The sequence below is a fragment of the Comamonas odontotermitis genome, from assembly GCF_014207855.1.
In the GTDB taxonomy this organism is placed as follows: Bacteria; Pseudomonadota; Gammaproteobacteria; order Burkholderiales; family Burkholderiaceae_C; genus Comamonas; species Comamonas odontotermitis_A.
The window spans coordinates 70,628-82,246 of sequence record NZ_JACHKZ010000004.1 but is presented as its reverse complement, the minus strand read 5'-3'; the positions used below and the strand labels follow the sequence as shown (position 1 = coordinate 82,246).

Here is an 11,619-nt window from a genome sequence, read left to right as displayed (position 1 = left end):
CGATGGAAGGGGTATGGGTAGTCTGTTGATGGAATGAGCCGGGAACGCGAGCGGACTGGAGACATATGGCGCAATTCGATATGGAGTTCTCAGTGAAAGTCACGGCTGCGGATGTGCAAGGTGTCGAACCAGTCGGACATATCGCGCAACCGATGGGCAATCAGGTTGCCGACATCGCCCGTGCGCTGCCAGCGCCCCTCCACCGCCAGCAGCTGTGAATGCAGCAGCGCCTCGCGCTGGTGTTCGCGGATCTTGGGCCAGCAGATCACCTGCAGGTTGCCGGTCTCGTCTTCCAGGGTGATGAATACCACGCCTTTGGCCGTGGGGGGCTGCTGGCGCAAGGTGACGATGCCGCAGGCGCGCACCCAACTGCCGTCACGCGCATCGCGCAGGGCCGCATGGGTGCGGAACTGGTGGCGTTGCAGGCGTTCGCGCAACAAGGCCAGCGGATGGCGGCGCAGGCTCAGGCCCAGTGCTGCATAGTCCCAGTGGATGTCTTCCTGCTCGGCGGCAGAGGGTAATTCCAGGTGGGTCTCATCAATGGCAGCGGCTTGCAGCAAGGGGCTGCTGTGCCGTGGCGCGGCGGCTTGCCATAGCTGGTTGCGGCGGTGGCCTTCCAGGCTGGCCAGGGCATCGGCGGCGGCGAGTTGCTGCATGGCAGGTGCATCCAGCCGGGCGCGCAGTGCCAGGTCTTCGGCGCTGATGAAGGGCGCGGCCTCGCGCGTCTGAACCAGGCGCTCACTCTGGGCTTGCGATAGCTGTTTGACCAGCCGCAGTCCCAGCCGCACTGCAGGCTGCGCGCTGCTGCCATCTTCCATGGTGCAGTCCACCATGCTGTGCATTACATCGACCGGCAGCACCTGCACGCCATGGCGCTGTGCATCCTGGATGAGCTGGCTGTTGCTGTAAAAGCCCAGTGGCTGGCTGTTGATCATGGCGGCCAGAAATTCAGCCGGGTAGTGGCATTTGAGCCAGGCACTGAAGTACACGAGGATCGCAAAACTGGCTGCATGGCTTTCGGGAAATCCATATTCCGAAAAGCCCTGGATCTGTTGGAAGATGGCCTCGGCAAACTCTGGGGTGTAATTCCGCTGTGTCATGCCCTCGATGATCTTGGCATGGTATTGCTGCAGGTCGCCGGTGCGCCTCCATGCAGCCATGTTGCGGCGCAGCTGGTCGGCTTCGCCGGGGGTGAAACCGGCGGCGACGATGGCGATCTGCATGACCTGCTCCTGAAAGATCGGAATGCCTAGCGTGCGCTGCAGAACGTGCTCCAGATCATCGCTGGGATAGTTGACTTTCTCCAGGCCTTGCCTGCGCCGCAGATACGGGTGCACCATGCCGCCCTGGATGGGCCCGGGCCGCACCAGCGACACTTCGATGACCAGGTCGTAGTAGTTGCGGGGCCTGAGGCGTGGCAGCATGCTCATCTGCGCGCGGCTTTCGATCTGGAAGACGCCGATGGTGTCGGCGGCGCAGATCATGTCGTAGGTGGCGGGGTCTGCGTGCGGAATGTCGCCCAGCCCGAAGGTGCCGCCCTTGCGCGCGCCAACCAGGTGCAGCATTTTTTGCAGTGCCGTCAGCATGCCCAGGGCCAGCACATCCACTTTCAGCAGACCCACGGCATCCAGGTCGTCTTTGTCCCACTGGATGACGGTGCGGTTTTTCATGCTGGCGTTCTCGATCGGCACCATGCGCGACAGCGGCCCGCGCGTCAGCACAAAGCCGCCGACATGCTGCGACAGGTGGCGTGGAAAGTGGCGCAGGGTCTCCACTAGCTCCACCAGTTGGCGCACGGCCAGATCATCGGCCTGCAAGCCGGCCTTTTGCAGCGCTTCGCTGCGCAGCAGTTCGGCGTCCCATTGCGAATGGTCGCGTGCCAGCAGGTCGATCTGCTCCGCTGCAAACCCGAGTGCCTTGGCCACATCACGGATCGCGGATTTTCGCCGGTAGCGGATGACGACGGCCGTCAAGCCTGCGCGGTGCAGGCCGTATTTCTTGTACAGGTATTGGATGACTTCTTCGCGCCGCGCGTGCTCGAAATCCACGTCAATATCGGGCGGCTCGTTGCGTTCCCTGCTGATGAAGCGTTCAAACAGCACCGTGCTTTCGGCAGGGTTTACCTCGGTCACGCCCAGGCAATAGCAGACGGCCGAGTTGGCTGCCGAGCCGCGGCCCTGGCACAGAATGTTCTGGCTGCGCGCATAGCGCACGATGTCGTGAACGGTCAGAAAATAATGTTCGTAGTGCAGCTCGCTGATCAGGGAGAGTTCATTCTCCAGCTGGGCCTGGGCCTTGGTGGGAATGCCCTGCGGCCAACGGCTGGCCGCGCCTTCGTAGGTGAGTTGGCGCAGGTAGCTGGCGGGGGACAGGCCCACGGGCACAACCTCGTCGGGATACTGGTAGCGCAATTCATCCAGCGAGAAATGGCAGTGCGCTGCGACGGTGAGCGTGGCATCGAGCAGATCGCGGGGGTACATTTGTGCCAGCCGCAAAAGGCTGCGCAGATGGCGCTCGGCATTGGGCTGCAGGCCGTAGCCGCAATCGGTCAGCGGCTTGCGCAGACGGATGGCGGTGAGCGTGTCCTGCAGCGGTTTGCGCGAACGCACATGCATGTGCACATCGCCTGCTGCGACCAGTGGCACGCCTGTGGTGCGGCTGGCAGCGCGCAGTTGCAGCAGCCAGGCTTCGTCGCCCAGGCTGCGGTCTTGCTGCACCGCCAACCAGCAGCGGCCTGCAAAGTGCTCCTGCAACCAGCGGGCCTGGGTGTCGATATGGGCAGCACTTGCCTGGCGGTGCGGGGCCAGCAGCAGCACGCAGTCGTCAAACACTCTTTTCTTGATAGCTGATTGCGCAAGCGCGTATTGCCCTTTGGGCGCTCTTCTTCGCAAATGGGTGATCAGTGCGCACAGGTTGCCGTAGCCGCGCAGGTTGCAGGCGAGCGCGATGAGGGTGAAGGGCGGCGCATCATCGTTGCTGCATTGCACCTGGAACTGGGCGCCAATGATCAGCGGCAGGTCGCATTCGCGGGCCGCCACATGGGCGCGCACAATGCCGGCGAGCGAGCATTCATCGGTCAGCGCCAGTGCGGCATAGCCCTGGCGGTGCGCACGCGCCACCAGCTCATGCGGGTGGCTGGCGCCGCGCAGAAAGCTGAAATTGCTCAGGCACCACAGCTCGGCGTAGCGTGGAATGGTGGGGCGGGGGAGGTCTGCCATGGCAAGGCTCATGCAAAGCGGCCATGTAGAAACCAGGCGCTGTCCTGCGCCGACAGGCGGGTGTGAAAGACCCACAGCAGGCCTGCATGCGCGCTGTATGCCACCCAGTAATCGCGTACAGCGTTGTGTGCGATCTGGGCCATGGGCGGTGGCGTGCTGGCGCCGGGCTTCGTATCAGCCTCGCCATCGCCGGGCAGCACAAAGCCAGGGCTGCGGTGCCACCAGCCGCCTTCGATGCGCTGCGGCCCTGTCAGCAGCTGCAGCGGGCCTTGGTACAAGGGCTGGCTGTTGCCGTCCTGCAGCAGTTGCAGGGGCTCTGCCAGCAGGAAGCTCGGTTGGGGCAGGGGTGGCACGGCGGGTTGTGCGGGGAGGTGTACGGGGGATAGAGCACCAAGCTGGCAGGCGGGTTGCCATTGCACCTGCCATTCGGGCCGGTGGTCGGCCTGCAGTTGGGGGCGCTGCACCTGGTGGCTGCCCAGGCGGGCGGTGATGCGCTCAAGCACCTGCACCAGGCTTTCGCCTTGTGCGGTGGTGTCGGGCAGCAGGCTGGCGCTGGCTTCGTGCAGGGCTTCAGGGGCATCGGCATGCAGACTTAGCTCGCCCACGGGGGCAAGCAATTGCACATGGGCCAGATGCGCTTGCAGTAAGCGGGCCAGATGCCCGACATCGCGTGTGGTGGTGGCCGTGTGCAGCACCAGCTCGCCGCCATCGCCCACATGTTTTGAACGCATTGCGTCGTGGCACCAGCGCAGGGTGCAACTGCGTATCCCTGCCCGCTGCGCGGCAAGCCAGCCGCACAGTTGCAGCAGCAAGTGGCGCGCACCATGCATCAGGCCGTCGGCCTGATCGATACGCATGGGTAGCTCCAGCCGGGCATCAAAGCGAGCGGGCAAGTCTATCCAGGGGTATTGGTCGGGGCGCAGGCCGCAAGCCTGGTCGAGCGCGGCCAGCAGTTCTGCCCCAAAGCGCCTTGCCACGCCGCCGCGCGGCAGGGCTTGCACCGCTCCCAGGCTGGTGCAGCCCAATTGCGAGAGCAGTTGGGCATGGTGTGCGGTTGCATCGAGGGCGGCCAGCGGCAACGGTGCCAGCACTTGAGCGAGTGGCGCGCCAAAGCCGTGGCGCAGGCCGCTGCGTGCCAGGGCAATGGCGGCCAGGCTGCTAGGGGCCCAACTGATGGCGCGCACGCCCTGTTGCCGGGCTTCGCGCAGCAGGCGCCGGGCCAGTTGCTGGCGGCCACCGAAGAGGCGCTGGCTGGCAGACAGCTCCAGCACCAGTGCATCGCCAAACGGCGCAGGGGAGGGCACGCAGGCCACGCGCGGCGTGAACTGCAGTGCCCACAGCGCCAAGCCATGCATATTGGCATCAATGCTGCTGGGCGGTGGCGCGGTCTGCATGTTTTGCAGATGGGGCAGCAGCGCTGCCCAAAGCGGTGTCATGGCGTACAGGAGAGGATGAGGGGGCTGAAAGAGGGGTGAGCGAAGGCGTGGCGGTTGCGTTGCCCAGCATGCGCGGCGTCAGGAACGCTTGCAGGCTGCGCGGAGCGGCAGGCAGATCGAGCGTGCCGGTATGTGCCGGCCCGCGTCGCTTGACGATCTGCAACTGCAGTGACCAGGGCTTGCTGGCATGGGCCAGCAGCCGCAGCGGAGCGGCCGATGCCTGGTGTTGGCCACTGCTGGGCCGAAACAGAAAGACGAGTCCTTCAAATTGCTGCGCGCTGATCTGCAGGCGGCGGATCTGCTCAGGGCTGGCCTGCGGGAGCCAGGCGAGGAGCACGCCTGCCGCATTGGCGCGGATGAGCTGCTCCAGTGCCCAGAGCCGGTCCTGCGGCGTGGAGGTATTGATCCATACGAACTGGTCGGGCGTCAGCCCCTGCTGCGCCAAGCCGCTGGCGTGAGGCGGCAGCGGCGGGCCGATGGCGACGATGGCTTTGCGCTGCTGGCTGTGTTGCTGCAGCGCAGCGGCTGTCAGTCGCCATTCCAGCTGGCCTGCCTGGGGTTGCAGCACTTCCGTCAGGCTCTGGCTGGGCCAACCCTTGCCGGGCAGCTCGCAATCCAGCGCTTCCCATCCTGTGGGTGTGCAGGCCAGTTGCGTGCGCACCATGCAGTCGCCCCGCCAGATGTTGGCGGCAACCGATGGTGGCAGAGCAGGAGCCGGATTGGACGGGATGGAATGCATGATAAATACTGTTTATATATACAGTATAAAGCGACGCGGGGCACTTGTCTGCAATGGTTGGAACGGGGCAGGCTTTCCATATCAAATGCATAGCGCACAATGCTTTGCCAGATGGCGCCGGCAGGATTTTTATTACCATGGCTTGCAGCGCGGGTAAGATCAGGCACACATGCATATACCAGAACCCCACGATTCAGCGGATCGGCCTTTGCCGCCGCATGCTGCGGCTTCGGTGCGGCATACGGCCGTGGCCGATGGCGTAGCCATTGATGGCCTGGCGCCCGTTCCGCATCTGGAGCGCAAGGCCGCTGCATTGCTGCTGTTCACGATGCTGCTCATTGTTGGATCGGCGTTGTACCTGCTGTATGCGCGCGGGGTTTTCGAGCCCAAGCAGGAGCTGATCCTGACAGCCGAAGACTCCGAGGGCGTGACCATTGGCATGGACATGACCTTTTCGGGCTTTCCCATCGGCAAAGTGGACAAGATTGAGCTGGCCCAGGATGGCACGGTGCGCATCCATGTGGCCGTGCCGCAAAAGGATGCACACTGGCTGCGCATCAGCAGCGTGTTCACCCTGGTCAAAGGCCTGGTGGGGGGGACCACGATCAAGGCGTACTCAGGCATTCTGGACGACCCACCGCTGGAAGATGGCGCGGTGCGCGCTGTGCTGCTGGGCGATGCCACGGCCGAGCTGCCGCAGCTGATGAGCAATGCCCGTCAGCTGCTGGAAAACCTGAACATGATGACCTCGGCCGGATCGGCGCTGGACAGCACCTTGGTGCAGTTGCGCATGCTCAGCACCAAGCTGAATGGCCCCGGCGGCGCGCTGGGCGTGGCGCTGGGCGGGGATGAGGAGGCCAAAAAGATCTCCGTCACGCTCGACCGAGCCAACCAGTTGCTCGCGCGCCTGGACGGCCTGGTCAAGAATACGGACAAGCAGGTGTTTGGCGCGCAGGGCGTGATGCCCGAGGTGCGTGCAACCGTGCAGCAGCTCAATGGCGTGCTGGCGGATGTGCGCGGCAGCCTCAAGAAAGTGGACGCCGTGCTGGTGGAGGCGCAGGCTGTAGGCTCCAATACAAAGGACGCCACTTCCAATCTGGGTGACTTGCGCGCCGATGTTGAGGCCAGCCTGCGCAAGGTGGACGGTATGCTGGCCGAGCTGAACCGCAAATGGCCGTTTGCCAAGAAGGAAGCGGAGGTCAAGCTGCCATGATGTCGACGCGCTTCTTCTCTTCTTCTGCTGTACATCGGATTGCTATTGCTCTGGTAGCTTCTAGCGCTTTGCTGGCTTGCGCTGGCGGCCAGAAAGTACCAGATTGGGCCGTCAATGAACAGGGCGCGGTCGAGCGGGCAACCGATGCCTACCTGTCTGGCAACAGCCGCGTTGCCGATGTGGAGTGGCGCCGTGCGCGTGAGGAGGTTCGCCGCACTGCGCGGCCTGACTTGCTGGCCCGGCTGGAGCTTGCACGCTGCGCCGCACAAGTGGCTGCGCTAGATGCGTCGCCATGCAGTGGTTATGAGGCTGTGGCCCAGGATGCGGCAGCGCCCGAGCAGGCCTACGCTCGCTATCTGCGCGGCGCCCAGCAGATGGCAGATATCGCACTGCTGCCCAAAGCCCAGCAGGCCGTGGCAGCGCAGCAGCCTGCCAGTGCAGTCGCGGCACTGGCAGCCATTGACGACCCGCTCTCGCGCCTGGTGGCCGCAGGCGCAATGGCGGTGCGCGGCCCGCTGCCCATGGCGGTGGTGCAGCAGGCGGTCGACACTGCTTCTGCCCAGGGCTGGCGCCGTGCGCTGCTCGCCTGGCTCATCAACCAGCAGCGTCTGGCACAAGAGCAGGGTGATACCGTACTGGCAGCGCAGGTGCAGCGGCGGCTGGATGTGCTGCAGGCGACGCAGAAGTAGCACAGCGCCTGCGCAACCCCTGCGCCTTCCCTACAATCGCTGCCCATGCAACTTTCAACGCTGTGGCGGCAATCGTCCGCTTTTCGCATGGGTGTGTCGATCAGTGTCGCCACCGGGCTGTATGGCATCTCTTTTGGTGCCTTGGGTGTAGCCGCAGGCCTGTCGGTATGGCAGACCTGCGCGTTGAGCCTCTTGATGTTCACCGGCGGCTCGCAGTTTGCCTTCGTCGGCGTGGTTGCTGGTGGTGGTGCTGGAGTGGCCGCGCTGGGCGCCGCCAGCTTGCTGGGTGTGCGCAATGCGGTCTACGGCATGCAGATGGCAGCGCTGCTGGGCCCCAAGGGGTTTGCTCGGCTGCTCTCGGCGCAGCTGACAATCGATGAATCCGCTGCCACTGCCTTGGGCCAGGCAGACAAGACTGAGCAGCAGCGCGGCTTCTGGACGGCTGGCGTGGGCGTCTATGTCCTGTGGAATCTGTTTACCGCAGCAGGCGCACTGCTGGGCAATGCACTGGGCGACCCCAGCCGCTGGGGGCTGGATGGCGCGGCAGTAGCCGCTTTTCTGGGGCTGCTGTGGCCGCGTCTCCAAGGGCGTGAGCCGATTGCGCTGGCTGTGGCGGCAGCAGCAGTTGCCATGCTGGCGGTGCCCATGGTGCCGCCGGGCATTCCGATTCTGATCGCTGCCGTGCTGGGCGGTGTGTGGGGTTACTGTACCCGCAGCAGTGGGCGGGCACCCAGCGCCGCAGGAGGCGCAGCATGAACACGGAAACCATTGCACAGATCGGCGGCCACTGGTGGCTCTGGGTGTTGCTGGCCAGCGCCATTGCCTATGCCACCAAGCTGCTGGGTTACGGCGTGCCCGCACGCTGGCTGCACCATCCGCGCATGGCACGGGTGGCGGGCTCGCTCACCATTGCCTTGCTGGCGGCGCTGACAGCCATGAATACCTTTTCCAGCGGCCACCAACTGGTTCTGGACGCGCGGCTTGCGGCCTTGGCCGTGGCTGCCATTGCGCTGGCGCTGAGGGCTCCGTTCCTGCTGGTGGTGGTGCTGGGAGCCGGGGCGTCGGCAGCAGTGCGCTGGTGGATGTAAGAACGTGTTTACGATCCCCTCACGCCGCGACTGTGGCTTTGCGGGGCGCCCGGCTAGGGATGGGATGCGAGGGGTGCGCCTAGCGGCGCAATACCGCAGCAATAGCCATGCTATTGCGATGATTTGTAACGCCGCAGACCGCCCCTAGCCGGGCGCCCCTGACCGGGCGCCCCCAAAACCACTGTCCCTACGGGTTGGAGTGAAATCGGGCGATTTCTGTGCGCTGGCCCTTGCTTGCACCCCGGTGCAAGCTGTGGCCCATCGCATCGAACTCATCCCGATTGCACTCCAACGCGGCTGCATAGAGATCGTGAACACGTTCTTAGCGCCGTAAAGCGGTTCCAGATACAGCGGTTCAGCACTTTGGTATAATCGACCGGTTTTGCATGGTGCAAGACGCACGTCGCAAGCTTTTCCGGCTGCGGCGCAAGTAACCAAAAATGCCAGCGCAAGCTGCATTTTTCAGAAGGAAAACACATGATCGCCGCATCTATCAAGGCCGAAGTTGTAAAGGCCAACGCACGTTCCGCTTCCGATACTGGCAGCCCAGAAGTCCAAGTGGCTTTGCTGACCGCCCGTATCAACGAACTGACCCCTCACTTCAAAGAGCATGCCAAGGACCACCACGGTCGTCGCGGCCTGCTGCGCATGGTGAGCCGTCGTCGCAAGCTGTTGGACTACCTCAAGTCCAAGGACGCTGACCGTTACACCGCGCTGATCGCCAAGCTGGGCCTGCGCAAGTAAGCCTGGGGTGAGATGAAAACGCCTGAGTTAGTCCGCTAGCTCAGGCGTTTTTTACTTCGGAGGGTGCAAAGCAGAGCGAAGCTGTGTCATTCCAATGCTGCAAAATTTGTAGCTATAAGTGCAGCATTGGAATGGCATCGTGTTCTGTTTGTACCCCTAAATCAAGCCGGGCCTGCGTGCCCAGCTATCCATCAAGGAGTCAAATATGACCATGTTCAATAAAGTGACCAAGACTTTCCAGTGGGGCCAGCACACGGTCACCATGGAAACCGGTGAAATCGCACGCCAGGCCTCTGGTGCCGTGCTGGTCAACATCGATGACACCGTGGTTCTGGCCACCGTCGTTGGTTCCAAAATTGCCAAGGCTGGCCAGGATTTCTTCCCGCTGACCGTGGACTACATCGAGAAGACCTACGCTGCAGGCAAGATTCCTGGCAGCTTCTTCAAGCGCGAAGCCAAGCCGAGCGAGCTGGAAACCCTGACCAGCCGCCTGATCGACCGCCCGATCCGCCCGCTGTTCCCTGAAGGTTTCTACAACGACGTGCATGTGGTCATCCACACCATTTCGTTGAATCCCGAAGTAGATGCCGATATCGCTGCGATGATCGCAGTGTCCGCTGCGCTGTCCGTCTCAGGCATTCCTTTCAACGGCCCCATTGGTGCTGCCCGCGTGGGTTACATCAATGGCGAATACGTGCTCAACCCCGGTCAGACCCAGCGCAAGGATTCGCAGATGGATCTGGTGGTGGCTGGTACCGAAGCCGCTGTGCTGATGGTGGAATCCGAAGCGCAGCAACTGCCCGAAGAAGTGATGCTGGGCGCCGTGGTCTTCGGTCACGACCAAGGCAAGATCGCCATCAACGCCATCCACGAACTGGTGCGCGATGCTGGCAAACCCGCCTGGGACTGGGCTGCGCCCGCCAAGGACGAAGCACTGATTGCCAAGGTGACCGAGTTGGGCGAAGCCAAGCTGCGCGCCGCCTACCAGGAGCGCAACAAGCAAGTGCGTACGCTCGCTTGCCGCACCGCTTACGCTGATGTGAAGGCTGCACTGACGGAGCAGGGCGTGGCGTTTGACGGCGTCAAGGTCGAAGGCATGCTGTTTGATATCGAAGCCCGTATCGTGCGTTCGCAGATCCTGGCTGGCGAGCCCCGTATCGACGGCCGCGACACCCGCACCGTGCGTCCCATCGAAATTCGTAACTCCGTGCTGCCACGCACCCATGGCTCGGCGCTGTTCACCCGTGGTGAAACGCAGGCCCTGGTGATTTCCACCCTGGGTACCGAGCGCGATGCACAGCGCATTGACGCCCTGGCTGGCGAATTTGAAGACCGTTTCCTGTTCCACTACAACATGCCTCCGTTCGCCACTGGTGAAGTGGGTCGCATGGGTTCGACCAAGCGCCGCGAAATCGGCCACGGCCGTCTGGCCAAGCGCGCCCTGGTGGCTTGCCTGCCTTCGAAGGAAGAATTCCCCTACACCATCCGCGTGGTGTCGGAAATCACCGAATCCAATGGCTCTTCTTCCATGGCATCGGTCTGCGGTGGCTGCCTGTCCATGATGGATGCTGGCGTGCCCATGAAGGCGCACGTGGCCGGTATCGCCATGGGTCTGATCAAGGAAGACAACAAGTTTGCCGTGCTGACCGACATTCTGGGTGATGAAGATCACCTGGGTGATATGGACTTCAAGGTGGCTGGTACGACCAACGGCATCACCGCTCTGCAGATGGATATCAAGATCCAGGGCATCACCAAGGAAATCATGCAGGTTGCTCTGGCACAGGCCAAGGAAGCGCGCATGCACATCCTGGGCAAGATGCAGGAAGCCATGGGCGAGGCCAAGGCTGAGATTTCGTCGTTTGCTCCCAAGCTGTATACGATGAAGATCAACCCCGAAAAGATCCGTGACGTGATCGGCAAGGGCGGTGCCACCATCCGTGCGCTGACCGAAGAGACCGGAACCCAGATCAATATCGAGGAAGACGGCACCATCACCATCGCCGCCACCGACGGTGCCAAGGCAGACGAAGCCAAGCGCCGCATCGAGGAAATCACTGCCGAAGTCGAAATCGGCAAGGTCTACGAAGGCCCGGTCGTGAAGATTCTGGACTTCGGTGCCCTGGTCAATCTGCTGCCCGGTAAGGACGGTTTGCTGCACATCAGCCAGATCGCCCACGAACGCGTGGAAAAGGTCACGGATTACCTGCAGGAAGGCCAAGTGGTCAAGGTCAAGGTTCTGGAAACCGACGACAAGGGCCGCGTCAAGCTGTCGATGAAGGCGCTGACCGAGCGTCCAGCGGGCATGCCGGAGCGCGAGCCTCGCGAGCCACGTGAATTCCGCGAACGCGCACCACGCCAGCACCGCGAGCCCCGTGAGCCACGCGTGGGTGCTGAGGGCGATCAGCAACAACAACAGCAGCAGTAATGCCTGCAGGGCGCACCCAAGCTTTTGGGCCTGGGTGCGTTTTTGTTGATCGAACAATGTGAAT

The 11,619-nt window shown here is 63.1% G+C and carries 9 protein-coding genes; 6 read left to right on the top strand and 3 right to left on the bottom strand.

Annotated elements, in window-relative coordinates; all coding sequences use genetic code 11:
- Window positions 1-89 precede the first annotated feature (89 nt).
- Genes HNP33_RS04840 through imuA form a run of 3 tightly spaced genes read right to left on the bottom strand, consistent with a single transcriptional unit; the run spans window position 90 to window position 5,393 of the window.
- A complete protein-coding gene (locus HNP33_RS04840) occupies window positions 90-3,218 on the bottom strand; it encodes an error-prone DNA polymerase (RefSeq protein WP_184705863.1) in 3,129 nt (1,042 codons plus the stop codon).
- 8 nt (window positions 3,219-3,226) lie between these two features.
- Window positions 3,227-4,654: a Y-family DNA polymerase gene (locus tag HNP33_RS04835; protein ID WP_233464393.1), complete on the bottom strand. Its 1,428-nt coding sequence runs from the start codon at window positions 4,652-4,654 to the stop codon at window positions 3,227-3,229.
- A complete protein-coding gene (imuA, locus tag HNP33_RS04830; RefSeq protein WP_184705861.1) occupies window positions 4,581-5,393 on the bottom strand; it encodes a translesion DNA synthesis-associated protein ImuA in 813 nt (270 codons plus the stop codon). The genes HNP33_RS04835 and imuA overlap by 74 nt, the downstream gene beginning before the upstream one ends.
- Window positions 5,394-5,562: 169 nt before the next feature.
- Here imuA and HNP33_RS04825 point away from each other — a divergent pair, with 169 nt between their 5' ends.
- The 6 genes from HNP33_RS04825 (at window position 5,563) to pnp (ending at window position 11,555) form a co-directional block, all read left to right on the top strand.
- Window positions 5,563-6,606 carry an MlaD family protein gene (locus tag HNP33_RS04825; RefSeq protein ID WP_233464392.1) on the top strand — a complete coding sequence of 348 codons (1,044 nt, stop codon included), beginning with the start codon at window positions 5,563-5,565 and terminating at the stop codon, window positions 6,604-6,606.
- A complete protein-coding gene (locus tag HNP33_RS04820) occupies window positions 6,603-7,295 on the top strand; it encodes a hypothetical protein (protein WP_325064907.1) in 693 nt (230 codons plus the stop codon). The genes HNP33_RS04825 and HNP33_RS04820 overlap by 4 nt, the downstream gene beginning before the upstream one ends.
- Before the next feature lie 45 nt (window positions 7,296-7,340).
- Window positions 7,341-8,051, top strand: a complete 711-nt coding sequence (locus HNP33_RS04815; protein ID WP_184705859.1) for an AzlC family ABC transporter permease — start codon at window positions 7,341-7,343, stop codon at window positions 8,049-8,051.
- Window positions 8,048-8,383 carry an AzlD domain-containing protein gene (locus HNP33_RS04810; protein ID WP_184705857.1) on the top strand — a complete coding sequence of 112 codons (336 nt, stop codon included), beginning with the start codon at window positions 8,048-8,050 and terminating at the stop codon, window positions 8,381-8,383. The genes HNP33_RS04815 and HNP33_RS04810 overlap by 4 nt, the downstream gene beginning before the upstream one ends.
- Window positions 8,384-8,860: 477 nt before the next feature.
- Window positions 8,861-9,127, top strand: a complete 267-nt coding sequence (gene rpsO, locus HNP33_RS04805; protein WP_184705855.1) for a 30S ribosomal protein S15 — start codon at window positions 8,861-8,863, stop codon at window positions 9,125-9,127.
- 205 nt (window positions 9,128-9,332) lie between these two features.
- Entirely contained in the window at window positions 9,333-11,555 is a 2,223-nt protein-coding gene (gene pnp, locus HNP33_RS04800) for a polyribonucleotide nucleotidyltransferase (protein ID WP_184705853.1), read from the top strand.
- Window positions 11,556-11,619: the final 64 nt, after the last annotated feature.

Coding starts and splice junctions, on each gene's coding strand:
- HNP33_RS04840 (WP_184705863.1), bottom strand. CDS start 3,218: ATGGCAGACCTCCCCCGCCCCACCATTCCACGCTACGCCGAGCTGTGG.
- HNP33_RS04810 (WP_184705857.1), top strand. CDS start 8,048: ATGAACACGGAAACCATTGCACAGATCGGCGGCCACTGGTGGCTCTGG.
- HNP33_RS04835 (WP_233464393.1), bottom strand. CDS start 4,654: ATGACACCGCTTTGGGCAGCGCTGCTGCCCCATCTGCAAAACATGCAG.
- imuA (WP_184705861.1), bottom strand. CDS start 5,393: ATGCATTCCATCCCGTCCAATCCGGCTCCTGCTCTGCCACCATCGGTT.
- HNP33_RS04815 (WP_184705859.1), top strand. CDS start 7,341: ATGCAACTTTCAACGCTGTGGCGGCAATCGTCCGCTTTTCGCATGGGT.
- HNP33_RS04820 (WP_325064907.1), top strand. CDS start 6,603: ATGATGTCGACGCGCTTCTTCTCTTCTTCTGCTGTACATCGGATTGCT.
- rpsO (WP_184705855.1), top strand. CDS start 8,861: ATGATCGCCGCATCTATCAAGGCCGAAGTTGTAAAGGCCAACGCACGT.
- pnp (WP_184705853.1), top strand. CDS start 9,333: ATGACCATGTTCAATAAAGTGACCAAGACTTTCCAGTGGGGCCAGCAC.
- HNP33_RS04825 (WP_233464392.1), top strand. CDS start 5,563: ATGCATATACCAGAACCCCACGATTCAGCGGATCGGCCTTTGCCGCCG.